Genomic DNA, 26155 nt, shown 5'->3' with positions numbered 1-26155 from the left:
GCCGGTTTTTTTTGTGTGCATAGGATTAAAAGAGGAGGCGATCACATGAGTGTAGAACAAACATATAGCTGGCTCAGGAAGGCTGATTCAATAGATGATTTGGCGCATTACATTATCCCGCTTTTTTCAGGTGCGGAGAAAAAGAACTGGAAAGGCATTCTGGGGCATCTTCAGCATCATGGGATGTTTAAAAACATAAAAGAGGGTATTCAGACTGTTTCCAAGCTGAAGGAAAAAGGTTTTTACGGACATATCCAAAAGGAAGAACAGTACCTCAAAAACAAATGGCAAGGTCCTGATGTACCAATTGTCACGCTGCCGGTTGATGAACGAAACAGGAGAATCCGTTTAGAATTCGGATCAAAATCAGGACTCGCCTTTCAAGACAAAATGTTCCTTTTTCTTTCGTCAGATTTAGATTTTGGGTCGGTATCTGCCCTTATGACGCATGAGTATCATCACGTTTGCCGGTTAGGTCATCTGACAAAAGAGGAAAAGGATGTCACATTACTTGATACAATCATCATGGAAGGGCTGGCGGAATATGCTGTTTATGAGAGGTTCGGCCGAAGTCAAACGGCTGAGTGGACGACTTGGTATACACCGGAGCAGCTTCAGACTTTATATGAAAAAAAGATTGTGCCCCATCAGGATATCAAACGGGATAATCGATTATTTCCCCAGCTGTTATTCGGCAAAGGATATCAGCCAAAAATGCTTGGATACGCAGTTGGATTCAATATTGTAAAAAAATATTTAACCGCCAGCAAGGCAAGCGCCGCAGACGGACTGTCCATTCCTGCTGAAACCTTTTTGGATGCAATGCTTTAAAAGGATAAAATAATGGAATTTCATTAATAATATTACATTTATCCTAAAAAATTCTTGATTTTGCAAAATGATTGTAATAATATACAACTATAAAATTTTTCGATAATTCAATATTATTTATTATTTCTGAATAAAGGGATTGCTTTCTCTTGAAAACGTTTGACAACAAGAGGGGGGAAAGGGGAGCTAGCATGAGCACACTTTTAGAAGTGAATAATTTAAAGACTTATTTTTTCAGGAAAAAGGAGCCGATCCCTGCGGTTGACGGAGTCGATTTTCACATCAGCAAAGGCGAAACCGTCGCGCTTGTAGGTGAATCGGGCTCCGGAAAAAGCATTACTTCTTTATCAATTATGGGCCTCGTCCAAAGCTCAGGCGGAAAAATCATGGACGGCTCTATTAAACTCGAAGACAAAGACCTCACCTCATTCACTGAAAACGATTATTGCAAAATCCGCGGTAACGAAGTATCCATGATCTTTCAGGAACCAATGACCTCCCTTAATCCGGTGTTAACAATCGGAGAACAAATTACCGAAGTGCTGATTTACCATAAAAATATGAAGAAAAAAGAAGCCCGTCAACGAGCTGTTGAACTCTTGCAGATGGTCGGTTTCTCCCGGGCGGAGCAAATTATGAAGGAGTACCCGCATCGGCTGTCCGGCGGTATGAGACAGAGGGTGATGATTGCCATCGCACTGAGCTGTAATCCTAAACTGCTCATTGCCGATGAACCAACGACAGCGCTGGATGTGACAATACAAGCCCAGGTGCTGGAGCTCATGAAAGATCTCTGTCAGAAGTTCAATACATCGATTCTTCTCATCACACACGACTTAGGTGTCGTGTCTGAGGCTGCTGATAGAGTAATTGTCATGTACTGCGGACAAGTCGTAGAAAATGCTACCGTTGATGACTTATTTTTAGAACCGCTTCATCCGTATACAGAAGGCCTGCTTACGTCAATTCCTGTTATAGATGGAGAGATTGATAAATTAAATGCGATTAAAGGCAGTGTGCCTACACCGGATAATCTGCCGCCGGGATGCCGTTTTGCCCCAAGGTGCCCGAAAGCTATGGATAAGTGCTGGACAAATCAGCCTTCGCTTTTGACACACAAAAGCGGAAGAACGGTGAGATGCTTTTTATATGAGGAAGAGGGTGCCGAACAATCATGACAGCAGCTAATCAAGAAACAATCTTAGAGCTTCGTGACGTAAAAAAATACTTTCCGATCCGCTCAGGCCTTTTTCAAAGAAAAGTCGGTGATGTAAAAGCGGTGGATGGTGTTTCATTTTCGTTAAAAAAAGGAGAAACACTCGGAATCGTTGGAGAGTCGGGCTGCGGAAAATCGACTGCCGGCAGAACGATGATCAGACTGTACAAACCGACAGAGGGCCAAATTCTTTTTAAAGGGCAGGATATTTCCAATCTGTCAGAGGAGAAGCTGCGGAAGAGTGTCCGCAAAAATATTCAAATGGTTTTCCAAGATCCATTTGCTTCGTTAAACCCGAGAAAGACCCTGCGTTCCATCATAAAGGAGCCGTTTAATACGCACAACATGTATACCATGCGTGAACGAAACGAAAAAGTTGAAGAGCTGCTTGCAAGAGTAGGGCTTCACCCGTCGTTTGCCAGCCGTTATCCCCATGAGTTTTCCGGCGGCCAGCGTCAGCGGATCGGCATTGCCAGAGCACTCACTTTGAATCCAGAGCTGATCATTGCAGATGAGCCGGTTTCCGCACTTGATGTATCCATTCAGGCCCAAGTGATTAACTTGATGGAGGAATTACAGGAAGAATTTAATCTTACGTATCTATTTATCTCTCATGATCTGAGTGTCGTCCGCCATATCAGCGACAGAGTCGGAGTAATGTATCTTGGCAAAATGATGGAGCTGACCGGCAAGCATGAGCTTTATGACAACCCGCTTCACCCATATACCCAAGCGCTTTTATCCTCCGTTCCGGTTACAAGAAAAAGAGGATCTGTCAAACGTGAACGCATTGTCCTGAAGGGAGAACTGCCTAGTCCGGCCAACCCGCCAAAAGGCTGCGTATTCCACACAAGATGTCCTGTTGCAAAACCGATATGCAAGGAACAAATACCAGAATTTAAAGAAGCTGCTCCCAGCCACTTTGTGGCTTGTCACCTTTATAGCTAATGTTGCCCGCACAGCTTTGAGAGGGGGTATGCACACTACATAAACAACAGCTGAGAAGAACGAACATTTCAAGAGGGGGAATATCTAATGAAAAGACGGAAAACCGCACTGATGATGCTAAGTGTATTGATGGTTCTGGCCATCTTTTTATCAGCCTGCTCGGGATCAAAATCAAGCAACAGCAGCGCGAAAAAATCAGCAGGCAAACCGCAGCAAGGCGGGGATTTGGTTGTTGGTTCAATCGGAGCGCCAACACTTTTCAACTCATTATATTCAACAGATGAATCAAGTACAGATATTGAACAAATGATTTACAGCTTTTTAACGAAAACCGATGAAAACTTAAATGTCAAAATGTCACTGGCGGAAAGTGTGAAAGAGCTGGATGGCGGATTGAAATATGACGTAAAAATCAAAAAAGGCGTTAAGTTCCATGACGGAGAAGAGCTTACTGCCGATGATGTTGTCTTTACGTACAGCATTCCGCTTAACAAGGATTACAAAGGAGAGCGCGGCTCTAACTTTGAAATGCTGAAATCAGTAGAGAAAAAGGGAGATTATGAGGTTTTATTTACGCTGAAATACAAAGACCCTAACTTCTATAACAATACGTTAGACAGCTACGGGATTCTGCCTGAGCACATTTTAAAAGATGTACCGGTTGCAGAGCTTGAAGATAACGAATTTAATAGAAAAAACCCAATCGGCTCAGGGCCTTTCAAATTTAAAGAATGGAAAGACGGACAATACGTGAAGCTTGTTGCTAATGATGACTACTATGACGGCCGTCCGTATTTAGACAGTGTCACGTATAAAATCATTCCTGACGCCAATGCAGCAGTTGCCCAGCTTCAGGCCGGAGATATTGATTTCTTTAACGTGCCGTCAACTGACTATAAGACAGCTGAATCGTTTAATAATGTCAAAGTCGTAACAGATTTAGCGTTAAGCTATACGTATATCGGCTGGAATGAGAAAAATGAGCTGTTTAAAGACAAAAAAGTGCGCCAGGCGCTTACGACAGCTTTAGACCGTGAAACAATGGTGCAAACCGTATTAGATGGGGACGGGAAGGTCGCTTACATCCCTGAAAGCCCGGTTTCATGGAACTATCCGAAAGATATAGAGGTTCCTAAATTTGAATACAACGTCAAAAAAGCGAAGAAGATGCTGAAAGAAGCCGGCTGGGAAGATACTGACGGTGACGGCATACTAGATAAAGACGGTAAAAAATTCGAGTTTACACTGAAAACGAATCAAGGAAATAAAGTTCGTGAAGACATTGCAGTTGTTGTTCAAGAACAATTGAAGAAAGTCGGGATTAAGGTAACGCCGCAAATCGTTGAGTGGAGTGCATTAGTAGAACAGACAAATCCACCTAATTGGGACTATGACGCAATGGTTTTAGGATGGAGTTTATCAACGTTCCCAGACCATTACGATATCTTCCATTCTAGCCAGTCTGAAAAAGGCTTAAATAACATGTGGTACAAAAACCCTGAAGTTGATAAGCTTCTCAAAGATGCAAAATCAATCAGTGACCGTAACGAATACTCAAAAGCTTACGAAAAGATTTACCAAAAACTTGCTGAAGATCAGCCGTATACCTTCCTTTACTATCCGAACAACCATATGGCGATGCCGGCTAACTTAGAGGGTTATGTGTATCATCCAAAACGCGAGTTGTACCAAATTGAAAAATGGTGGCTTGCCCAATAATTTTCCCTTGCAGGGGAGGGAGTGCGTTTCCTTCCCCTTTGAATTTGAAAAAGAACAACGAAGGGGACAAGAATATGGTTACATATATTATTCGAAGAACGTTATCTTCGATTCCTATTCTTTTGGGAATTACAATTTTGTCTTTCATTATTATGAAAGCCGCTCCAGGGGACCCGATGACACTTATGATGGATCCTACGATCAGCCAGGCAGACAGGGCTCAGTTTATTGAAAAGTACGGTCTCAATGACCCTGAGTATGTTCAATATTTAAAATGGCTGGGCAATATGGTTCAAGGTGATTTCGGCACATCCATCATCAGAAAAGGGACGCCTGTTTCAGAACTGATTTTAGCACGGCTGCCCAACACACTCCTCTTGATGCTGGTGTCAACAATTTTGGCGCTGATCATTTCCATCCCATTCGGGGTAATTTCTGCAAAAAAACCTTATTCGAAGCTGGACTACGGCATTACATTTACTTCATTTATCGGTTTGGCAATCCCGAATTTTTGGTTCGGTTTGATTTTAATCATGGTGTTTGCCGTGAATCTCGGCTGGTTTCCAACCGGGGGAGTCGCCACCCTTAACTCAGATTTCAGTATAGTAGACCGGATTCATCATTTGCTTTTACCCGCTTTTGTGCTGGCGACAGCTGATATGGCAGGCTTAACGAGATATACAAGATCCAATATGCTTGATGTTTTAAATCAAGATTATATCCGGACTGCCAGATCAAAAGGTTTCAAAGAGAATCGAGTATTATTTAAGCACGGCTTGCGAAATGCATTATTGCCTGTTATTACGATTTTTGGCTTAATGATTCCTTCCTTTATTGGCGGAGCGGTTGTCGTAGAGCAGATTTTCACTTGGCCGGGATTAGGAAAGCTGTTTGTCGATTCAGCATTCCAGCGCGATTATCCGGTTATCATGGCAATGACTGTGATCTCGGCGGTTCTTGTCGTTGTCGGAAACCTCATTGCAGACATCCTTTACGCGATTGTTGACCCGCGGATCGAATATTAAAAGGAGGGAAACAGAGATGTCAGAGCTGCAAACAACTCCCTCGCCGGAGATCAGGCTGAAAGAAAATATTTCGAAAAAGCCAGAAACAATGACAAAGATTTTCTGGGAAAAATTCTCGAAAAACAAACTGGCCATTTTAGGTGCCGTTATTCTTTTTATCATTATTATGTCGGCTGTTTTCGCCCCTTTAATTGCACCTTATCCCCAAGAGCAGCAAAGCCTGCTTGATAAATATAAGGCGCCGGGCCTTGAACATCTGATGGGAACGGATAAATTTGGACGTGATATTTTCAGCCGGATCCTATATGGAGCGCGTGTCTCTTTATTGGTTGGATTTGCGTCCGTAGTCGGTTCGATTTTGATCGGAACGGTTTTAGGAGCATTAGCTGGATATTTCAGAGGAATAGTGGATGCTGTCATTATGCGTGTAGTTGACATTGTGTTATCCATTCCTGATATTTTCTTGTTGATCACGCTGGTCACCATCTTCAAGCCGGGTGTGGACAAACTGATTTTAATTTTCTGTCTCACAGGATGGACCACAACAGCACGATTAGTAAGGGGAGAATTCTTGTCGCTCCGTTCAAGGGAATATGTTCTTGCTGCTAAAACAATTGGAACAAAAACGCACAAAATTATTTTTTCTCATATCCTGCCCAATGCGTTAGGGCCGATTATTGTGTCAGCTACGCTGAAAGTAGGGTCTGTTATTCTAGCTGAATCGGCGCTAAGCTACTTGGGCTTTGGAATCCAGCCGCCAATCGCTAGCTGGGGGAACATGCTTCAAGACGCACAGAATTTCACAGTAATGATTCAAGCATGGTGGTACCCGTTATTTCCCGGGCTATTTATTTTAATGACCGTTTTATGCTTCAACTTTGTCGGCGATGGTCTGCGGGATGCGCTTGATCCGAAAAATATTAAATAAAAATGAATATCATATCTGTGATAAAATATCACCAAATCAGAAAAAAAGCAGGTCTCCTTTTGTCAGAAAATATACAAAGAGATCTGCTTTTTGTGATTCTTACATAAATCCAGTGATTCCAGATTTCCTCAATCTCTTTGGAATAATTTCTCTATCCCTTGCCTATACTGTGGACAACAGTTTTTATAAAAGTGAGGGGTTAGAGATGTTATTTCTTCATGATGTGTGGGTCAATTGGTTTGAAGGGGAAGAAAATGGCTACAATGTATGCCACTTTCACGAATGGCGCAAGGAAGATACGGTTGAGCTTTTGGATCAGGTGCCGCTGTTAAGAGTGCCGTCAGTACTGTTTCATTACATAGAAAACGATTTGTCAGAGCTTCCGAAAGGTTTGCTTGAAGACGTACATCAGAAATCGTACATTCGGAAAAATCATGAGCGGACAAAGCTTGAGTATTGTTTTGTCGTAACAGACGGAATCGGCATTTTAGCTGTCGACACGATCGGCTACACGATCCCTGTCAGAAAAAGCCGTCTGATCCCAAGACAGGAGCAGCTCGTTTATGAAATGGTAAAAGATGTAGAGCCTGAAACATATGAATTTGAGCCAAAGAAGCTGGAATCCTCCAAGGAATATCACATCTTATCATTAGCACCAGAACATGTCAGAGGACTGACAAGAAAAGAACGGCAAATCAAGCAGCTGATGTTTATGGCGCTTGACCAATTAAAAGGGCTGAAAAACCGGGCGGAAATTGGCTACTGGTACACAGAGTGGAATCCGCATATGTATGAACAAATCAAAAGGATGAGCTTTGAAGAGATTTGGGACATGCTGTATAACGAAACAATTGAAGGCTGGTCGGACAAGCACCTAGCTTTTTGCGAAAACCTAATAAAAGGACAGCCTTTTTTCGAAAAGCTATGGGAAATGGAAAACGAATCAAAGGTAAACTGAAAAAAACCGCTCTTTGCAAAGAGCGGTTTTTTGATCAGCGTCTTTTTCTTCCAAGACCCATGGCATTCTCCATTTTTTTCAGCATTTTGTTTGCTGTCCGGTTCGCCCGTTCCGCGCCTTCATCAAGAATCCGGTCTAATTCTTCAGATTCTATCAGCTCATAATAGCGGTCCTGGATCGGTTTTAATGCGTTCACCACGACTTCTGCCAAATCACCTTTAAACTCGCCGTAGCCTTTTCCTTCGTACTTTGCTTCAAGCTCTTCAATTGTCGTATTGCCGAGGATTGAATAAATTGTAAGAAGGTTAGAAACGCCCGGTTTGTTTTCCTTGTCAAATTTCACAATGCCTTCAGAATCTGTCACAGCGCTTTTGATTTTCTTTTCAAGAAGCTTGGGTTCATCCAGCAGGGTAATATAAGCTTTCTGATTCGGATCAGATTTGCTCATTTTCTTCAGCGGATCATTCAGAGACATGATACGTGCACCGACTTTTGGAATTTTCACTTCCGGAATCGTAAAGATGTCGTTGTATTTTTTGTTGAAGCGTTCTGCAAGATTCCGCGTCAGCTCAAGGTGCTGCTTTTGATCCTCGCCGACAGGTACAAGATCCGTTCCGTACAGCAGAATATCAGCGGCCATCAGCGGCGGATATGTTAACAGGCCGGAGACGACAGCTTCATTGCCTTTGGATTTGTCCTTAAATTGAGTCATCCGCTCAAGCTCGCCGATATAAGCGACACACTGCATCATCCATCCGGCCTGCGCATGCGCGGGAACCTCGGACTGAATAAACAATGTTGCTTTTTCTGGATCAAGTCCGACAGCTAAGTAAAGCGCCGCGAGATTGCGGATATTCTTTCTAAGCTCAAGCCGGTCTTGAGGAACAGTTATCGCATGCTGATCGACGATGCAAAAATAGCTGTTATAATCATGCTGCAGTTCGACAAACTGCTTCATTGCACCGATATAGTTGCCGAGCGTCACTGAGCCGCTTGGCTGAATGCCTGAAAAAATCGTTTGTTTCATGAAAACATCAACCTCATTTCTTAAAACATAATAAAAAAGGCTCATTCTTCCCCTGTAAAAAAGGGACGAATGAACCGTGGTACCACCCTGATTATTCCATTAAAATGGAATCACTCTGACGTTTGTAACGGAGACTGCTCCGGCTGAGCCTACTTTTTTCCAGTTCGGTCAGCTGCTCCAAAGTCCATTCCACATTGCCCGTTATCTGCTCCCAGCACCGCAGACTCTCTTCAAACAGGTGAAATGTGTACTACTCTTTTTCATAGCAAGCTTTTCTTTTGATTGCTTCATTATAAATCAATTATAACCAATTGTCATCATGAAAAAACATTCTTTTTTCCAGTAAAATTGTAATAATATAAATAACACGAGTGCTGTAAAATCCTTAAATGATAACTGCTATCAGCGTAAAAACAGGCAGATATTATATGTAAAAAGCAATATGGGCAGAAAACACATGAAAAAGTTTTTAATCAATTTATGCTTTAAATGGTAGAAGGATATTATGTTCATGGAAGAAAAACTAACGAAGTTTAAATATTTTAAATTGATAAAATAATATTGCAATAAATTATTTGTTTCATTATAATGAACTTGTTCACTCTATTGTTACAGCTTTTTTACAAAAATAATCAGAAAAGACGGAACAGAATAAAAGTTGTGGAAACTCAGGTTCATTTGTCTGATATTTCTGAGGATTTAGCCGTAAGGAGCTGAAAATTATTATTAGGGGGTTTGCGAATATGAAAAAACGTTGGTCGATTGTCACGTTGATGCTCATTTTCACTCTCGTGCTGAGCGCGTGCGGCTTTGGCGGCAGCGGATCAAACGGTGAGGGGAAAAAGGACAGTAAAGGAAAGACGACACTTAACATTAATATTAAAACTGAGCCGTTTTCCTTACATCCGGGATTGGCAAATGATTCAGTATCAGGCGGTGTCATCCGTCAGACTTTTGAAGGATTGACACGTATCAATGCAGATGGTGAGCCTGAAGAAGGCATGGCTTCTAAAATTGAAACGAGCAAGGACGGAAAGACATATACATTTACCATTCGTGATGGTGTGAAATGGTCTAATGGAGACCCTGTAACAGCACAAGATTTTGAATATGCTTGGAAATGGGCGCTTGATCCTAATAACGAATCGCAATACGCTTACCAGCTCTACTACATAAAAGGTGCTGAAGCGGCGAATACCGGCAAAGGCAGCCTAGATGATGTGGCAGTAAAAGCTGTGAATGACAAAACGCTGAAGGTTGAATTAAATAACCCGACTCCATATTTCACTGAATTAACTGCGTTCTATACGTATATGCCGATCAACAAGAAAATTGCAGAGAAAAATAAAAAGTGGAATACAAATGCCGGAGATGATTATGTATCAAACGGGCCGTTCAAAATGACGGCATGGAAACACAGCGGCTCTATTACTCTCGAAAAAAATGACCAGTATTGGGATAAAGACAAAGTCAAACTGAAGAAAATCGATATGGTTATGATCAACAATAACAATACGGAACTGAAAAAATTCCAAGCTGGCGAACTTGATTGGGCCGGTATGCCGCTCGGACAGCTTCCGACAGAATCCCTGCCGACCCTGAAAAAAGACGGTTCTTTACATGTTGAGCCGATTGCAGGTGTGTATTGGTACAAATTCAACACTGAAGCTAAGCCGTTAGACAACGTAAATATCCGTAAAGCTTTAACATATTCGCTTGACCGTCAGTCGATTGTTAAAAACGTTACGCAAGGAGAGCAAATCCCGGCAATGGCTGCAGTGCCGCCTACAATGAAGGGATTTGAGGATAATAAAGAAGGATACTTCAAAGACAATGATGTCAAAACAGCAAAAGAATACCTTGATAAAGGCCTAAAAGAAATGGGCTTAAGCAAGGCATCTGATTTGCCAAAAATCAAATTGTCTTACAACACTGATGACGCACACGCGAAAATCGCTCAAGCAGTACAAGAAATGTGGAAGAAAAATTTAGGCGTTGATGTTGAGCTTGATAACTCAGAGTGGAATGTCTATATTGATAAGCTCCACAGCCAAGATTATCAAATCGGCCGTATGGGCTGGCTCGGCGACTTCAATGATCCTATCAACTTCCTTGAATTGTTCCGTGACAAAAACGGAGGAAATAACGATACAGGCTGGGAAAATCCAGAATTCAAAAAGCTTCTGAATCAGTCACAAACTGAAACAGATAAAACAAAACGTGCAGAGCTGCTGAAAAAAGCAGAAGGTATTTTCATTGATGAAATGCCGGTTGCCCCAATCTATTTCTATACTGATACTTGGGTACAGGATGAAAACCTAAAAGGTGTTATCATGCCAGGTACTGGTGAGGTTTATTTCAGAAACGCATATTTTAAATAAGGCTACGTCTGAAAATAAAAGACCTCAAGGTATATGGGGAGAAAAGCCCCATATACCTTTCTTACTGATGGAGTATAAAAATGTAAAAACCATGGAGGTGTTCCCCCTTGCTAAAATATATCGGAAGACGCTTAGTCTATATGATTATCACACTATTTGTGATTGTAACTGTGACATTCTTCTTAATGCAAGCAGCACCGGGCGGGCCATTTTCAGGTGAGAAAAAGCTTCCGCCTGAAATTGAAGCAAATTTAAATGCGCATTATGGCTTGGACAAGCCGCTGTTTGTACAATATGTCAGTTATTTGAAATCAGTTGCAATGTGGGATTTCGGACCGTCATTTAAATATAAAGGTCAGAGTGTTAACGACCTGATCAGTTCAGGTTTCCCCGTTTCATTTACTCTTGGAGCAGAAGCTATTCTCCTCGCTTTAGCGTTAGGTGTATTGTTTGGGGTCATTGCAGCCCTTTACCATAATAAGTGGCAGGATTATACCGTCGCGATTTTAACGATATTTGGTATTTCGGTTCCGAGCTTTATCATGGCGGCTGTTCTGCAATATGTGTTCTCCATGAAGCTTGGGCTGTTTCCGGTCGCGGGGTGGGATTCCTGGGCATACACCTTTTTGCCTTCAATCGCACTTGCTTCCATGCCGATGGCGTTTATTGCCAGACTTTCCCGTTCAAGCATGATCGAAGTGTTAAACAGTGATTATATCCGCACAGCGAAAGCGAAAGGGCTGTCCCGCCCAGCGGTTACAGTGCGGCACGCCATTCGAAACGCGCTTTTGCCGGTTGTTACATATATGGGCCCGATGGCCGCACAGGTCTTAACGGGGAGCTTCATTATTGAAACCATTTTTGGGATCCCGGGGCTTGGTGCACACTTCGTCAACAGTATTACAAACCGTGATTATACGGTCATTATGGGTGTAACGGTGTTCTTCAGTGTCATCCTGCTATTGTGTGTATTAATCGTAGATGTGTTATACGGCATTATTGATCCAAGAATCAAGCTTTCCAAAGCAAAGAAAGGAGCCTAGGCCATGCAGAACATTCCAAAAAACATGTTTGAACCAGCCGCAGCGAATGCCGGCGATGCAGAAAAAATAAGTAAAAAGAGCCTTTCCCTCTGGAAAGATGCGATGCTTCGCTTCCGCAGCAATAAGCTTGCAATGGTCGGGCTTATCATTATCGTACTTATTATCCTTATGGCAATTTTTGCGCCGATGTTCTCAAGGTATGATTATTCAACTACTAATCTCTTAAATGCGGATAAGCCGCCTTCAAAAGATCACTGGTTCGGAACAGATGATCTTGGGCGGGACATTTTCGTCCGTACATGGGTAGGGGCGCGAATCTCAATCTTTATCGGTGTTGCAGCTGCTGTTCTTGATTTGCTGATCGGCGTCATTTGGGGGAGCATTTCAGGCTTCCGCGGAGGCAGAACGGACGAAATCATGATGCGTATCGCTGATATCCTTTGGGCAGTTCCTTCATTATTAATGGTTATCTTACTGATGGTTGTTCTTCCGAAAGGTCTATTTACGATTATTATTGCCATGACGATTACAGGCTGGATTAATATGGCCAGAATCGTGCGCGGACAAGTGCTGCAGCTGAAGAATCAGGAGTATGTGCTTGCTTCACAGACACTGGGTGCAAAAACATCCCGTCTTCTGTTTAAACATATCGTGCCAAACGCAATGGGTTCTATTTTGGTCACGATGACACTGACAGTTCCTACTGCGATTTTTACAGAAGCCTTTTTAAGCTATTTGGGACTCGGTGTTCCGGCTCCGCTGGCAAGCTGGGGAACGATGGCTTCTGACGGATTGCCTGCATTGACCTATTATCCGTGGCGTTTATTCTTCCCTGCCGGATTTATCTGCATTACAATGTTTGGCTTTAACGTTGTCGGCGACGGATTAAGAGACGCATTGGATCCTAAGTTACGTAAATAAGGGAGTGATACGGGTGACACGCCTATTAGAAGTAAAAGATTTAGCAATTTCATTTAAAACATATGGCGGAGAGGTCCAAGCGATCCGCGGAGTGAATTTCCATCTGGATAAAGGAGAGACGCTGGCTATCGTCGGCGAATCAGGGTCCGGAAAAAGTGTAACCTCTCAGGCAATCATGAAGCTGATTCCAATGCCTCCGGGTTATTTCAAACGCGGTGAGATCCTGTTTGAAGGAAAGGATCTGGTGCCGCTGTCCGAAAAAGAAATGCAAAATGTCCGGGGAAAAGAGATCGGCATGATATTCCAAGATCCGATGACCTCTTTAAATCCAACGATGAAGGTCGGTAAACAAATTACGGAAGTGCTTTTTAAACACGAAAAGATCTCGAAGGAAGCGGCTAAAAAACGCGCGGTTGAACTGCTGGAATTAGTCGGTATCCCAATGCCGGAAAAGCGGGTGAACCAATTTCCGCACGAATTTTCAGGCGGTATGAGGCAGCGGGTTGTCATTGCGATGGCGCTTGCGGCGAATCCGAAGCTTCTGATCGCCGACGAGCCGACCACTGCACTTGATGTAACGATTCAAGCGCAAATTCTGGAATTGATGAAGGATTTGCAAAAGAAAATTGACACGTCCATCATCTTTATCACACACGATCTTGGTGTTGTGGCTAACGTTGCTGACCGGGTCGCTGTCATGTACGCGGGACAGATTGTAGAAACCGGTACGGTAGACGAAATTTTCTACGATCCGAGACATCCGTATACTTGGGGGCTTCTTGCATCCATGCCGACACTGGAAAGTTCAGGAGAGGAAGAGCTGACTGCCATTCCGGGCACACCGCCTGATTTGACAAACCCGCCAAAAGGAGATGCTTTTGCCCTGCGGAGCCCTTATGCGATGAAAATCGATTTTGAACAGGAGCCGCCAATGTTTAAGGTATCTGATACTCATTATGTCAAATCGTGGCTGCTTCATCCCGACGCGCCAAAGGTAGAGCCGCCTGAAGCGGTAAAAGCGAAAATGCGTAAACTGGCAAACACGTTTGAAAAACCTGTCTTAGTGAGAGAAGGTGAATGAATTGACTGAAAAACTATTAGAAATCAAACATTTAAAACAGCACTTTGTCACGCCGAGGGGAACGGTTAAGGCTGTAGATGATTTATCATTTGATATCTATAAAGGTGAAACATTAGGGCTGGTTGGTGAATCTGGCTGCGGTAAATCGACAACAGGCCGAAGCATTATCCGGCTGTACGAAGCAACCGATGGTGAGGTTCTGTTTAACGGTGAAAATGTGCACGGGAGAAAATCGCGGAAAAAGCTGCTGGAATTCAACCGCAAAATGCAGATGATTTTCCAAGACCCCTATGCATCCCTAAATCCGAGAATGACAGTTGCTGATATTATTGCTGAAGGCCTTGATATTCATAAGCTGGCGAAAACGAAAAAAGAGCGGATGCAGCGAGTTCATGAACTATTGGAAACAGTTGGTTTAAACAAGGAACACGCGAACCGCTATCCGCATGAATTTTCCGGCGGCCAGCGCCAAAGAATCGGGATTGCCAGAGCTCTTGCTGTTGATCCGGAATTCATTATCGCGGATGAGCCGATTTCCGCTTTGGATGTATCCATTCAAGCGCAGGTCGTGAATTTAATGAAAGAACTGCAAAAAGAAAAAGGGCTCACATACCTGTTTATTGCCCACGATTTATCGATGGTCAAATACATCAGTGACCGCATTGGAGTCATGTATTTCGGGAAACTGGTTGAGCTTGCGCCGGCAGATGAGCTGTATGAGAATCCGCTTCACCCGTATACAAAATCATTGCTTTCTGCGATTCCGCTTCCTGATCCGGACTATGAGAGAAATCGCGTTCGCCAGAAATATGATCCGTCTGTTCATCAATTAAAGGATGGGGAAACGATGGAATTCCGTGAAGTCAAACCGGGACATTTTGTGATGTGCACGGAAGCCGAATTTAAAGCTTTTTCATGATTTATCAATCCTTCAAGAGAAATCTCTTGAAGGATTTTTTTACGGCATCATAGAAAGTGAGAATGATGACATTTACAATTAGAGGAAAAAAGCGGAGGCGAAATACAATTCAATTTCTGCATAACAAAAATGTTTTTGCGCTATTGCTGTCTCAATCTCTTCAATCTTTAGCAGGAGTCCTCGTCACAATCGTTTTAATGGTCCGGGTCTATCAAATGACTGACTCCGTTTTTTTGGCAAGCCTTATTTTATCGTTCATGTCGTTTGCGAGTATAGCAGCAAGCTTTTGCGTCTCTCCGGTGCTTCGCATTCTCGGTTTTAAAAAGGTGCTTGCGGGAGCGAATCTGCTGAGAGCGGTCTTTACAATACTGATGGCATACAGCGTCACTCATCACGGACAGGCATTCTTTTGGATTACGCTGCTGTTTGTGTTTTGTTTTTCCTTCGCGGGCGCTTTTTTTCAGCCGGCAAGATTTGCGCTGCTGCCGATTATTGTTCCAAAGAAGCAATATGTAAAAGCAAATGGTGTGATCTCCCTCTCGAATCAATTGTTCTTAACAGCAGGCTGGGGCCTTGGAGGCCTTCTAACGTACGCTGTCCCTTTTGAACTCGTTGTCGGCGCTGCCATTTGCCTGTTTGTTCTATCGGGAGCTTCCATCAGTATGCTGCATGTAAATGAAGAAGAGGCTGTAGGAACTGCTGAAACAGCATCTGCCAGAAGTATATGGAAGGATTTAATGATCATCCCTATTGTAAGAGACATTACTGTAATGGACATGATAGAACCTTTGGCGGGTTCCGTATGGTCATCTGCTATTCTCCTCGCATTTACTGCGGCTGTTTTGCATGAAACAGAGGTGTGGTGGGGGATGTTTAACGCTTCCTATTTTATAGGCGCAATTGTCGGCAGTGTGATTGCCATTCGTTTTTCTTCTTTTTTTGAGCGGAACATGGGCTATGCCATTATGTTCAGCTCGCTTGTAATGTCGGCGCTGACCCTTTTGTTTTCATTTTCTCCAGTCCCATTTTTATGCGCTCTGGCTTGTGCTGCAATGGGGCCTTTTTATCAGGTGCGTGATATTTGCCAGGAAACCATGCTGCAGGAGGTTATTCCCGAGCAGAAACGAATCGGAATCATGGCTGCAAAAAATGCGATTTTGACTCCTTGGTCAGGCGTCACCTACTCCATTATGGGGCTAGTGGCTGATGCTGCTGGTGCGAAAATAGCTTTTATCGCGGCTGCTGCATTATATATCATGACATTTCTGATTGCACTGGCGCAGCCCCGCCTGATTCATTACAGGCGGGAAAATCGAGTTCAATGAGAAACAATTCAAAATGAACGGAGCAGCTGGCTCCGTTTTTGCTGAAAAAAAAATGAAACCATGGCGGAAGTTCGCACGTCTTTATAGATGTAAGGCTGTTTAAACAAGAAGAAATGGGGTATATCTAAAAGTATGAAGACAACGAACTCATAAGGAGCAAATCAATGAACTGGTATGAAAAGCTTAGCGAGTACTTTCCAATTGAAGAAATGAAATCAAAAGCGCATATGGAAGCTCTTCTGAAAGAGCGAAGCGATATTTATCATAAAGATGAAGGCAAACATCATATTTTAATGTTTGCGGAATTCGATTCTTTTATCTTCGTTGATTATCTGTATGTGTCTAAGGATGCAAGAGGGCAGGGGCTTGGCGGCAAATTGATCGCGAAGCTGAAAAAGAAAAATAAGCCCATATTGCTCGAGGTGGAACCTGTGGATGAAGATGATACTGATACAGAAAAACGCCTGAGGTTTTATCAAAGAGAGCATTTCAAGCATGCTCAGTCAATTGGGTACCGGCGCCGGTCATTGGCTACGAATGAAGTAAACAAGATGGAGATTCTGTACTGGTCACCAAAAACAGAATCAGAAGAAGAAATTCTTGAAGCCATGAAACAGACATATGAAAACATTCATACTTATAAAGACGAGAAATGGTACGGGGAATCGTACGAAAAAACGGATGAAGTCCTGAAACTCATTGATGAAGAGAAACAAAAAAATATTTTCGATCAGTTAAGCTAATTGAGAATTGGAACATATCATGAACATTAAAAATTTGCTGGATTGACACATTTTTTTCTTAGGATACTGTTCACACTTACTTTTTTATAGTATAATACCTGTAAAGATTCCTTTTTTAGAGTAATTTCAATTTAAGAATAAAATAGATGTTCATCCTACTAATTAGAGGAGTGAAGATGAATGGTTACACTATACACATCACCAAGCTGTACTTCATGCAGAAAGGCGAGAGCGTGGCTCGAGGAGCACGATATTCCATTTGTAGAAAGAAACATTTTCTCTGAACCTTTATCAATTGATGAAATAAAACAAATTCTTCGAATGACTGAGGATGGAACAGATGAAATCATCTCAACCCGTTCAAAAGTATTCCAAAAACTGAATGTGAACGTTGAATCTATGCCGCTGCAAGATTTATACCGCTTGATCAACGAGCATCCAGGTTTGCTTCGCCGTCCGATCATCATTGACGAAAAACGTTTGCAGGTCGGATATAACGAAGACGAAATCAGACGTTTCCTGCCAAGAAAAGTTCGCTCTTTCCAATTAAGAGAAGCACAGCGTTTGGCAAACTAATAGATCGTATCATCAAAAGAAGGCTGAGTGATCAGCCTTCTTTTATTTTTCAACCTGCTGGTAATAAATGCTCGCAAGGATGACAAACGCAACCGTCAAAATGGGGAGGAGCGTTTCGACTGTGTCGTGCTGCGCCATAAAAAGCGACAGCTTTTTGTCTCTGACAATCATTTCTCCGCCAGTATAAGCAAGCAGCCCGCTTCCCGCGTAAATCAGAAGCGGTATTTTCTCTAGTGCAATATGGATGAGTTTGCTGCCCCAAATAATAACCGGAACCGATACACACAAACCTATAACAACGAGAGAAAACTCACCGTGTGATGCTCCCGCAACTGCGATGACGTTGTCCAGCGACATAAAGAGATCTGCAAGCACAATCGTTCGTATCGCTCTCCACAGGGAGGTGCTGCTTTTAATGTGTTTCGTGTCTTTTTTTTCAATCAGCAGCTGATATCCTAAATATAGCAGGAAAATTCCGCCGGCGCACTGCAAGAACGGAATGTTCAAAAGATATACTGCTGCACTTGTTAATCCGATTCTCATAGCAACGGCAATAAATGTTCCGAGAATAATGGCTTGCTGTCTTTGCTTGTCCGGCAAATGTCTGCTGGCCATGGCAATAACAACCGCGTTATCTCCGCCGAGGATCAGGTCAATCCCAACAATGACAAGCAGAGAAATCAGATAGTCATGCTCCATGAAGCGGCACCTCGCTTTCAGTCCTTCGCTTGTACTACTACTATATGAGACAGGTTGTATTTTATGATATCAGCCGCCTGAACTGCCGTTTTTTAGGCAAAGGTGCATTTTTATTTCTTTTGTGACTGTTTTATCATAAAATAGAAATACAAAGGAATTCACACTGGCCTTGGTTAAGGTTAAGATGTGGACGGAATGGGTAAAGTGTAGTAAAGTACAATTAATCGGGAGCTTAGATGTCCCTTCAACATCTTATATAGAAGGGAAGGTTGGCAAATGGAAATTGAAAGAATTAACGAGCATACAGTAAAATTTTATATGTCTTACGGAGATATTGAAGATCGCGGTTTTGACAGAGAAGAAATTTGGTATAACCGTGAGCGCAGTGAAGAACTTTTCTGGGAAGTCATGGATGAAGTTCATGAAGAAGAGGAATTCGCTGTGGAAGGCCCACTTTGGATTCAAGTTCAGGCACTGGACAAAGGATTAGAAATCATCGTCACAAAAGCCCAGCTTTCCAAAGACGGACAAAAGCTCGAACTGCCGATTCCTGAGGATAAAAAGCAAGAACCAGCATCTGAGGATCTTGACGCCTTGCTGGATGATTTCCAGAAAGAAGAGCAAGCCGTCAATCAGGAAGAGAAGGAGCAAAAGCTTCAATTTGTCTTGCGATTTGGCGATTTTGAGGATGTTATTTCTCTATCTAATTTGAACGTTAACGGAAGCAAAACGACTTTATATTCGTTTGAGAACCGATATTATTTATATGTAGATTTTTGCAATATGACTGATGAAGAGGTTGAAAATCAGCTAAGCATCCTGCTGGAGTACGCAACTGAATCCTCAATCAGCATACACCGTCTTGAAGAGTACGGCAAGCTGATTATTTCAGAGCATGCTCTAGAAACGATAAAAAAACACTTTGCATCATAGCAAACCGATTTCCTTCCGGAAATCGGTTTTTTTTATGCACGAAAATGCCATTTTAGAGATGTGAAAAATCAAAAACATATAGACAAGCAGAAAATACAGCGAACAGGAGTTGATCATCTTTTCCAGAAAGTATACTTCATCTGGAAAGGAGAGATGACAATTGTTTAGTGCTGTGACTGAAGACGGCCAAATGTTTCACCTTCTAGGCGCTCAGCAAAACCAGAAATTAAAGCGGAGACGGTTCTTCTGTCCGGTATGCGGAGGAGAGCTAGCTGTGAAGCTCGGACTTCAAAAAGCGCCGCATTTTGCCCATAAACAGAACAAGTCCTGCTCCATAGACATCGAACCGGAAAGCGCCTACCACTTAGAAGGAAAAAGACAGCTGTATGTATGGCTGAAAACACAACGGGCTTCACCAATATTGGAGCCGTATATAAGGACAATCAACCAAAGACCGGACGTCATGGCAAGGATCAAGGAGCATATGCTTGCTGTTGAATATCAATGCGCCACTATCGCTCCAGATGTCTTTCAAAAGCGGACAGAGGGCTTCAAACAAGAAGGAATCATCCCGCAGTGGATTATGGGATACAGCCGCTTAAAACGGACTGCTTCGTCCTTTTATCAGCTTTCAGCTTTTCATTGGCAGTTTATCAATGCAAGTCCATACAGAGAGCTGATATGTTATTGTCCTGAAAGGCGTTCTTTTCTCCGGCTCAGCCACATCATTCCATTCTACACAAACCATTCTTATTCCTCAGTCCAAACGATCCCTATCCATCGGGCAGGTGTAGACGATCTTTTTTTCACTGAACCGAAACCCTCAATTCAATATTCAGGCTGGACGAAAGCGATTCACCGTTTTCGCCATAAACCCCATCGGTTTAACTCAAAGGAAACAAATCGCCTTAGGCTGCTGTTTTATGAGAAACGGCAGACGCCTTTTTCTTTTCTGCCGACTGAAGTGTTTGTTCCTGTTAGAAAAGGGGCAGTTTTTAAGAGTCCGGTTTTTGTGTGGCAGGGGTTTCTTTATTTGTTTATGACGGATCTTGGAGGTAAACGTGCGCCAATTCGTTTTTCAGCCGTTTTGCAGCAGTGCAAACTGCACATTCATAATAAGAACATTGCACTCAGGTTTGAATGCAGCGAAGAGTGTCTTTCAGAAGCGGTTAAACAGTATATTGATTTTTTGTGCAAGAAGGGATTTTTAAGGGAGACTCAGAAAGAAGTATATGTGCTGAATCAGCCTGCAGGCGGCATACACTCCATGCAGGATCTTATAGAAAGAGACCGCAGCTGTTTTATAGAATGAGTTTGTCTTATTTGGCTCACCCTAAGACAAAGGTGGTGGGCAGGCTGTGAAAGGCACAAAAGGAAAGGTTTTTCGTGTTTTTACTGCTTTTTTGGCATTCGTTCTCTTCATTACTGCATATGATTTGACAAAAGGCAGTGAAAAACCGGAAGATATTCACAACACAAGTTTATTGAGAAACAGCTGTTTTTTCAATTGGCTTGAATCAAAGAAGACGAGGGGGATCACCATGGCTGAGGAAAAAAAAGCAAACCAACTGCCTGACAGAAGTGAGGTAAAGGCAGAAGACACATGGAGACTTGAGGATATTTTTCCTAGTGATGAGGCCTGGAATAAAGAATTTCAAGCTGTAAAAGAATTAATTCCGAATTTATCTAAGTATAAAGGAAAGCTGGCAGATTCAGCTGATCATTTATACGAGGCTCTTACGTATCAAGATAAAGTGATGGAGCGGCTGGGTAGGCTGTACACATATGCGCATATGCGCTCTGACCAGGATACTGGGAACTCCTTTTACCAGGGGCTGAATGACAAGGCGGGAAACCTGTATACACAGGCCGCAAGCGCGACAGCTTATTTGGTTCCGGAGATTTTATCCATAGAAGAAGACAAACTGCAGCAGTTCATTCTTGAAAAAGAAGAATTGAAGCTGTACTCTCATGCGATTGAGGAGATTACAAAGGAACGTCCGCATGTGCTGAGCGAGAAGGAAGAGGCGCTGCTTGCTGAAGCCTCCGAGGTACTGGGGTCATCTTCAAATACATTCAGCGTGTTAAATAACGCAGATATTACGTTTCCGTCCATTAAAGACGAAGATGGGAATGAGAAACAGATCACCCACGGCAACTTTATTAATTTCTTGGAAAGTGAAAACCGTGAAGTCCGCAAAAATGCGTTTGACGCAGTGTATAAAACGTACGGACAATATAAAAACACAATGGCCACGACGCTTAGCGGCACTGTGAAAAAGGACAACTTCTACGCGAGAGTGAAAAAGTACAAGTCCGCGCGTGAGGCTGCGCTTTCTAACAACAGTATTCCTGAGGAAGTATACGATAACCTTGTTAAGACGATTAATAAGCATTTGCCGCTCCTGCACCGCTATATTGCGCTAAGAAAGAAAGTGCTTGAGCTTGATGAAGTGCATATCTATGACCTGTATACACCGCTTGTGAAAGATGCTGGGATGAAGGTGACATACGAGGAAGCCAAAGATTACATGCTGAAAGGCCTTGCACCTTTAGGGGAAGAATATGCCTCTATCCTAAAAGAAGGACTGGAAAACCGCTGGGTGGACGTTTACGAAAATAAAGGCAAACGCAATGGGGCTTATTCATCAGGAGCTTACGGCACGAATCCGTATATTTTGATGAACTGGCATAATAACGTCAATAATCTCTTTACGCTCGTGCACGAGTTTGGACATTCCGTACACAGCTACTATACGAGAAAGCACCAGCCTTATCCATATGGCAATTACAGCATCTTTGTCGCGGAAGTTGCCTCTACGACAAATGAAGCGCTCCTTGGCGAATATCTGCTGAACAATTTAGAGGATGAAAAACAGCGCTTATATATTCTCAACCATATGCTTGAGGGCTTCAGGGGAACGGTTTTCAGACAAACGATGTTCGCTGAATTTGAACATCTGATCCATACAAAGGCGCAAGAAGGCGAGCCGCTTACACCTGAGCTTCTGACAAATGTCTATTACGACCTGAATAAAAAGTATTTTGGAGACGGCATGGTGATTGATAAGGAAATCGGCCTTGAATGGTCGCGAATTCCGCACTTCTATTACAATTACTATGTGTATCAGTATGCGACAGGGTACAGCGCTGCCCAAGCATTAAGCAGCCAGATTTTGAAGGAAGGAAAGCCGGCGGTTGACCGTTATATTGACTTCCTGAAAGCGGGAAGCTCACAATACCCGATTGATGTCCTGAAAAAAGCGGGTGTTGATATGACGTCTCCAGAGCCAATCGAAGCCGCGTGCAAAATGTTTGAAGAAAAACTTGATGAAATGGAAGAGCTGCTGATGAAAGTCAAGCAGTCTTAAAAAAGTAAGCCTGTGCGGAAATGACGCACAGGCTTTTTTAAAACCCTTTAAAGGTTTTCCGGTGATTCAAGCGATAGAGGGTAAACAAAATAGACAGAAACAGCAGAGGAGAGGTAATATAAAGCGGCAGCATATGCATCATGCCTAAGATATTCAGACAGAAAAAAACGGCAATGCACACAATTGAGATCAAAGTAGACATCATGGCGATCCTCCTCGTCCTTTTTCCTTATAAGGATATGAGTGAATGCACTTCGTTATGTTTTGTGACAAAAATATGAACATTAAGCATAGAGGTTGTCAAAAGTCGACATCTTTTGTTATCATAAGGATGTGAAATTGATCACAAACAAACATTACCCCTTTGTTTGACCGTGAAAAATTTCTCCCATCCCCTTTGTTGTCGTTAAGACATATGAAACCGCGCTTATCCCGGCGCGGTTTCTTTAGCGTTAAAATTAGAACGTATGTTTGGTTCAGGGCGTAAAAAAACAGCCTCAAGCATATGCACGCCTGCGGCTATTTTTCACATGATTGATATTCATCAGAATAAGTGCTGAGAGACTTCCAAAACATTCCGTGTTTGGCTTCCACTTTGGCAACCTTTTTAGCAAACGCCAGTTTTTTCATTTCTTTTTCTACCTCTTCCAAGCTCAGGTCATATACAAGAGCAATTTCCTTCGAGGCAACGAAGCGGAAATATTCAATAAAACATTCTAAAGGCGGTGTTTCCGACGGCTTCGGCTCGTCGCCAAGCATCTCAAATAAAATTTCTTCATATACATCATATGAGTAGCTGCCAGGAACTTTAAGCCCTTCATCCTCATGCTGCGTATTAAAAAACGTCAGTGTCGGATTAACAGAAACATCCATCTCAGCAGCAATTTTCATGTCACATTGAAGCGCCTTGACCGCGCTTTGAGAATGCAGATCTTTTTTGAATTCTTCAAGATCGAGACTTGTATTTTCAGCAATCTCCAAAAGCACGTTTTCATCCGTAATATTTTTCTTTGAAACAAATAGGCTCTCCTGCATATTTCTGAGAAATTGCATGCCGGCTTTTCGTCCTTGCAATTCGGCTGCTTTAAAAGCGAGAGCAGCCATATAAGGCGATGAAAGCGGCTGTTCCTGTTCGAACCAGACATTGCCGTCACATGACATGCCAGAGCGGCTCGCGATCTTTTCCCATGCTTCTGCGAGAAGATGCTTTTTTCGCTTTTTATTTAAAGCGGTAAGGCTTGCGGAAGCGATAATGCGTAAGGTGAAAAAACGTCCGTATCTGATTTTCAGCTTTTTGATGACGGGCTCTAAGGACCAGCATTCAGGACATAAAGGGTCTACAAACATATAAATTTCAAGCGGTTTTTTTGGATGACCGTGGCAATGGGCGAAGTATAGCTCATGCTGATAGTTTGTCAAGATGATCGATCCTCCGCTTCCGTTTGATTCACCATATGCCTTGCTGTCAACTCCAGCCGGCCAAACAAAAACTCACGAATTTCGCCCTCCAGCCCTACATGGTCCATTGCGTCCTTCATACAGCTGAGCCACGCATCAGCTCTCTCGTTTGTAATTGGAAAGGGAAGATGCCTTGCTCTGAGCATAGGATGGCCGTGTTCCTCAGTATAAAGAGGAGGCCCGCCTAAATACTGAGTTAAGAATTGCTTCTGTTTCCTGGCGGTTTCTGTCAAATCGCTTGGAAAAATCGGCTTCAGCAAAGGATGAGACGCGACACGCTCATAAAAAGTATCAACAAGTTGCGATAGAAGTTCCTCTCCAATCGCTTCATAAGGTGCGTTAAACGATTGTCCCATGTTGACTACTCCTTTAAATATGGCTAATAGGAATCATAAATCCTATTGCAAAAAGTAATTTTCTGTATTTCATTGTTTCATCTAGGTTTATTTTAGCAACAAGGCATCATTTCTACAAACAAACTGCCTTTTTTGCGTATGATGACTCATTTCGGCTGACAGCCGGGGTTTGTATTTCATATCATATCACATAAAAATCAGGAATGCGTAAGATTTCACTTCGCAAAAAAACCAGAGGGGAAGCCCTCTGGTTACGCGTAATAAGCTGAAGTTATTTTTTTTACATAGTTTTGCGTTTCTTGAAAAGGAGGAATGCCTCCGTATCGGTCAACATTCCCCGGTCCGGCGTTGTAAGCCGCTAATGCCATAGACACATTGCCGTCGTATTTATCCAGCATTTGTTTTAAATATTTCGTTCCGCCTTCCACATTTTGTTGTGGATCAAGCGGATTGGAAACGCCAAGTGAGCTTGCTGTTGACGGCATCAGCTGCATGAGGCCCATCGCACCTGCTCCGCTGACCGCTTTTGCATTAAAGCCTGATTCTTGTTTGATGACGGCACGGATCAGTTTTTCATCAACGCCATATTTATCAGCGGCTTTTTTAATCGCACTGTCAATAGAAAAGTCTCCCGAACTAATCTGATTTGCTTCGTGTTTGTTTGAAGCTGAATCTGCAGCAGCTGTTTTAGTGCTTTCTGCCGCTTTTGTGATTGAACCTGAATTGCTGCTCGTATATGAGTTAAGCCCATACGCTGAAAGCAGTGACGGCGCTGTTGTATTCGCGCTGTTCAGCATGCTGAGCGGGCTTGGCGATGAAGAAGGTGCTGATTGCTGAGATGTCAGACCGTTTGTATATTGGCTGAGCAAAGAACTGAAACTTGAAAGCGGGCTTTCCGTATTCTGAGTGTCCGTGCTGCTGCGTGCATTAGATATGGACTGTAGTGCCTGAAGCTGAAGTAAAGCTGCCCAATTCGTTACATTCACGATGTCATTCCACCTTATATAGACTTTCGTTTTTCTTCATAAAAACGCAGAATTTTATTTTTGGTTTCGCGCTGAGGAATGCTGAATTGCTGAAGCAGCTTCTCGAAGGCTTGTCTGCCCTCATGCCAATCCGCCGCCTCAAATTCAATTTCATAGTCCTCTTTATTTAAATATCGGCTGTGGTCTAAAACTATTAAGCCTTTTTCTGTTTCTTTTTCCGCACGGTTTGTTGCTAAAGATCCAAAGTATTGAATGGCATCCGTATCGATCTGAAGCTTGTGCAGCTGGTCCTTCACGGGGCCCTCGGGAACTGAAAATCCAGCGAGATCTGATACCTCTGAAAGCTGCTGGTGCGTTTCCAGAAGCCCCACATCAGCCGGCTCCTTTAATGTAAGAACATACTTTCCGTTTTTTCTGCGGATACGAAGCGCAGCATGTTTTTGTTTCAGCGCGAAGCTGTCTGTATCAAAATAATGATTCTTTTGATCTGTAAAATCTTTTTCTGTCAGCTGGAGTGCCGCTGCTATGTTTTTGAATTCTTGTTTGGTCAGCATGTTTTTAAATTCGATTTCAATTTCTTGGCTCATGATGCTCTTCCTTTCCGCCCTGTAAATCTTATTTTTACTATTATCTCTTTAGATGTTAGGTTTATCAATATCGAGCTCGATATGATAAAATGAATCTGTACTTTGTTTAAAAAAGGAGAGCATT

Annotated in this window: 27 protein-coding genes and 1 other annotated feature; of the genes, 19 read left to right on the top strand and 8 right to left on the bottom strand. The window is 42.8% G+C overall.

Translation table 11 applies throughout. From position 1 onward, the window contains the following. Window positions 1–45: 45 nt before the first annotated feature. From ACZ07B_RS10595 to ACZ07B_RS10565, 7 genes are all read left to right on the top strand, one after another. Entirely contained in the window at window positions 46–831 is a 786-nt protein-coding gene (locus tag ACZ07B_RS10595; RefSeq protein WP_217019729.1) for a DUF2268 domain-containing putative Zn-dependent protease, read from the top strand. 191 nt (window positions 832–1022) lie between these two features. After that, complete coding sequence (gene appD / locus ACZ07B_RS10590) at window positions 1023–2009, top strand: oligopeptide ABC transporter ATP-binding protein AppD (RefSeq protein ID WP_003232965.1); 987 nt, start codon at window positions 1023–1025, stop codon at window positions 2007–2009. Next, the gene (gene appF, locus ACZ07B_RS10585) at window positions 2006–2995 is read left to right on the top strand and encodes an oligopeptide ABC transporter ATP-binding protein AppF (protein WP_014476428.1); all 990 of its coding nucleotides are present in this window, start codon (window positions 2006–2008) and stop codon (window positions 2993–2995) included. Before appD ends, appF begins: the two co-directional genes overlap by 4 nt. Before the next feature lie 87 nt (window positions 2996–3082). Next, on the top strand, window positions 3083–4714 hold the full coding sequence (locus tag ACZ07B_RS10580) for a peptide-binding protein (protein WP_032725394.1): 1632 nt from the start codon (window positions 3083–3085) through the stop codon (window positions 4712–4714). A 74-nt stretch (window positions 4715–4788) separates the two neighbouring features. Then, the gene (locus ACZ07B_RS10575; protein ID WP_014476430.1) at window positions 4789–5739 is read left to right on the top strand and encodes an ABC transporter permease; all 951 of its coding nucleotides are present in this window, start codon (window positions 4789–4791) and stop codon (window positions 5737–5739) included. A 16-nt stretch (window positions 5740–5755) separates the two neighbouring features. After that, window positions 5756–6667: an oligopeptide ABC transporter permease AppC gene (gene appC, locus ACZ07B_RS10570; protein ID WP_003232961.1), complete on the top strand. Its 912-nt coding sequence runs from the start codon at window positions 5756–5758 to the stop codon at window positions 6665–6667. Window positions 6668–6872: 205 nt separating this feature from the next. Next, window positions 6873–7625, top strand: a complete 753-nt coding sequence (locus ACZ07B_RS10565; protein WP_003239298.1) for a YjbA family protein — start codon at window positions 6873–6875, stop codon at window positions 7623–7625. 34 nt (window positions 7626–7659) lie between these two features. On the opposite strand, the gene trpS is transcribed toward ACZ07B_RS10565, so the two are convergent. Continuing rightward, complete coding sequence (gene trpS, locus ACZ07B_RS10560; protein WP_015483084.1) at window positions 7660–8652, bottom strand: tryptophan--tRNA ligase; 993 nt, start codon at window positions 8650–8652, stop codon at window positions 7660–7662. A gap of 58 nt (window positions 8653–8710) precedes the next feature. Then, window positions 8711–8925 (bottom strand) — a binding site (T-box leader). Window positions 8926–9395: 470 nt separating this feature from the next. Between trpS and oppA the strand changes: the two genes are divergently transcribed. The 8 genes from oppA (at window position 9396) to spx (ending at window position 17641) form a co-directional block, all read left to right on the top strand. Continuing rightward, complete coding sequence (oppA, locus tag ACZ07B_RS10555; protein ID WP_015252360.1) at window positions 9396–11033, top strand: oligopeptide ABC transporter substrate-binding protein OppA; 1638 nt, start codon at window positions 9396–9398, stop codon at window positions 11031–11033. A 107-nt stretch (window positions 11034–11140) separates the two neighbouring features. Further along, a complete protein-coding gene (gene oppB, locus ACZ07B_RS10550) occupies window positions 11141–12076 on the top strand; it encodes an oligopeptide ABC transporter permease OppB (RefSeq protein WP_003245554.1) in 936 nt (311 codons plus the stop codon). Between the two features lie 3 nt (window positions 12077–12079). Continuing rightward, window positions 12080–12997, top strand: coding sequence for an oligopeptide ABC transporter permease OppC (oppC, locus tag ACZ07B_RS10545; protein WP_003232954.1), 918 nt, complete (start codon window positions 12080–12082; stop codon window positions 12995–12997). 4 nt (window positions 12998–13001) lie between these two features. Further along, window positions 13002–14078 (top strand): oligopeptide ABC transporter ATP-binding protein OppD, encoded by a 1077-nt coding sequence (gene oppD / locus ACZ07B_RS10540; RefSeq protein WP_072173823.1) that lies wholly within the window; start codon window positions 13002–13004, stop codon window positions 14076–14078. Between the two features lies 1 nt (window position 14079). Then, a complete protein-coding gene (oppF, locus tag ACZ07B_RS10535) occupies window positions 14080–14997 on the top strand; it encodes an oligopeptide ABC transporter ATP-binding protein OppF (RefSeq protein WP_003245567.1) in 918 nt (305 codons plus the stop codon). Between the two features lie 107 nt (window positions 14998–15104). Beyond that, window positions 15105–16322, top strand: coding sequence for an MFS transporter (locus ACZ07B_RS10530; RefSeq protein ID WP_464877224.1), 1218 nt, complete (start codon window positions 15105–15107; stop codon window positions 16320–16322). A 164-nt stretch (window positions 16323–16486) separates the two neighbouring features. Beyond that, entirely contained in the window at window positions 16487–17065 is a 579-nt protein-coding gene (locus ACZ07B_RS10525; RefSeq protein ID WP_003224597.1) for a GNAT family N-acetyltransferase, read from the top strand. A 180-nt stretch (window positions 17066–17245) separates the two neighbouring features. Continuing rightward, window positions 17246–17641 carry a transcriptional regulator Spx gene (spx, locus tag ACZ07B_RS10520; RefSeq protein ID WP_014476435.1) on the top strand — a complete coding sequence of 132 codons (396 nt, stop codon included), beginning with the start codon at window positions 17246–17248 and terminating at the stop codon, window positions 17639–17641. Between the two features lie 42 nt (window positions 17642–17683). On the opposite strand, the gene ACZ07B_RS10515 is transcribed toward spx, so the two are convergent. Continuing rightward, window positions 17684–18340, bottom strand: coding sequence for a TerC family protein (locus tag ACZ07B_RS10515; protein WP_038828809.1), 657 nt, complete (start codon window positions 18338–18340; stop codon window positions 17684–17686). Between the two features lie 169 nt (window positions 18341–18509). On the opposite strand from ACZ07B_RS10515, the gene ACZ07B_RS10510 reads away from it, so the two are divergent. Together ACZ07B_RS10510 and mecA are read left to right on the top strand one after the other, a co-directional pair. Continuing rightward, on the top strand, window positions 18510–18650 hold the full coding sequence (locus tag ACZ07B_RS10510; RefSeq protein WP_119122854.1) for a hypothetical protein: 141 nt from the start codon (window positions 18510–18512) through the stop codon (window positions 18648–18650). Beyond that, the gene (gene mecA, locus ACZ07B_RS10505; RefSeq protein WP_015383354.1) at window positions 18617–19273 is read left to right on the top strand and encodes an adaptor protein MecA; all 657 of its coding nucleotides are present in this window, start codon (window positions 18617–18619) and stop codon (window positions 19271–19273) included. Before ACZ07B_RS10510 ends, mecA begins: the two co-directional genes overlap by 34 nt. On the opposite strand, the gene ACZ07B_RS10500 is transcribed toward mecA, so the two are convergent. Further along, the gene (locus ACZ07B_RS10500) at window positions 19268–19390 is read right to left on the bottom strand and encodes a hypothetical protein (protein WP_003245684.1); all 123 of its coding nucleotides are present in this window, start codon (window positions 19388–19390) and stop codon (window positions 19268–19270) included. The genes mecA and ACZ07B_RS10500 overlap by 6 nt on opposite strands. A gap of 73 nt (window positions 19391–19463) precedes the next feature. On the opposite strand from ACZ07B_RS10500, the gene coiA reads away from it, so the two are divergent. Together coiA and pepF are read left to right on the top strand one after the other, a co-directional pair. Then, on the top strand, window positions 19464–20585 hold the full coding sequence (coiA, locus tag ACZ07B_RS10495) for a competence protein CoiA (protein ID WP_254150283.1): 1122 nt from the start codon (window positions 19464–19466) through the stop codon (window positions 20583–20585). A gap of 229 nt (window positions 20586–20814) precedes the next feature. Continuing rightward, on the top strand, window positions 20815–22644 hold the full coding sequence (pepF, locus tag ACZ07B_RS10490; protein ID WP_003245178.1) for an oligoendopeptidase F: 1830 nt from the start codon (window positions 20815–20817) through the stop codon (window positions 22642–22644). Window positions 22645–22681: 37 nt separating this feature from the next. Here pepF and ACZ07B_RS10485 read toward each other — a convergent pair whose 3' ends face one another. From ACZ07B_RS10485 to ACZ07B_RS10465, 5 genes are all read right to left on the bottom strand, one after another. Further along, window positions 22682–22849: a hypothetical protein gene (locus ACZ07B_RS10485; RefSeq protein WP_003244944.1), complete on the bottom strand. Its 168-nt coding sequence runs from the start codon at window positions 22847–22849 to the stop codon at window positions 22682–22684. A 314-nt stretch (window positions 22850–23163) separates the two neighbouring features. Then, a complete protein-coding gene (gene spxH, locus ACZ07B_RS10480) occupies window positions 23164–24063 on the bottom strand; it encodes a protease adaptor protein SpxH (RefSeq protein ID WP_024573348.1) in 900 nt (299 codons plus the stop codon). Beyond that, a complete protein-coding gene (locus ACZ07B_RS10475) occupies window positions 24060–24458 on the bottom strand; it encodes a globin domain-containing protein (protein WP_003232928.1) in 399 nt (132 codons plus the stop codon). The genes spxH and ACZ07B_RS10475 overlap by 4 nt, the downstream gene beginning before the upstream one ends. Window positions 24459–24709: 251 nt before the next feature. After that, complete coding sequence (gene cwlQ / locus ACZ07B_RS10470) at window positions 24710–25444, bottom strand: bifunctional muramidase/murein lytic transglycosylase (RefSeq protein WP_024573347.1); 735 nt, start codon at window positions 25442–25444, stop codon at window positions 24710–24712. A 14-nt stretch (window positions 25445–25458) separates the two neighbouring features. Further along, a complete protein-coding gene (locus ACZ07B_RS10465) occupies window positions 25459–26031 on the bottom strand; it encodes a CYTH domain-containing protein (RefSeq protein ID WP_015252351.1) in 573 nt (190 codons plus the stop codon). Window positions 26032–26155 lie beyond the last annotated feature (124 nt).

The organism is Bacillus sp. 9.4, assembly GCF_055486415.1.
Note: the sequence above shows the minus strand (reverse complement) of the source record. Positions and strands in the feature narration are given on the sequence as shown.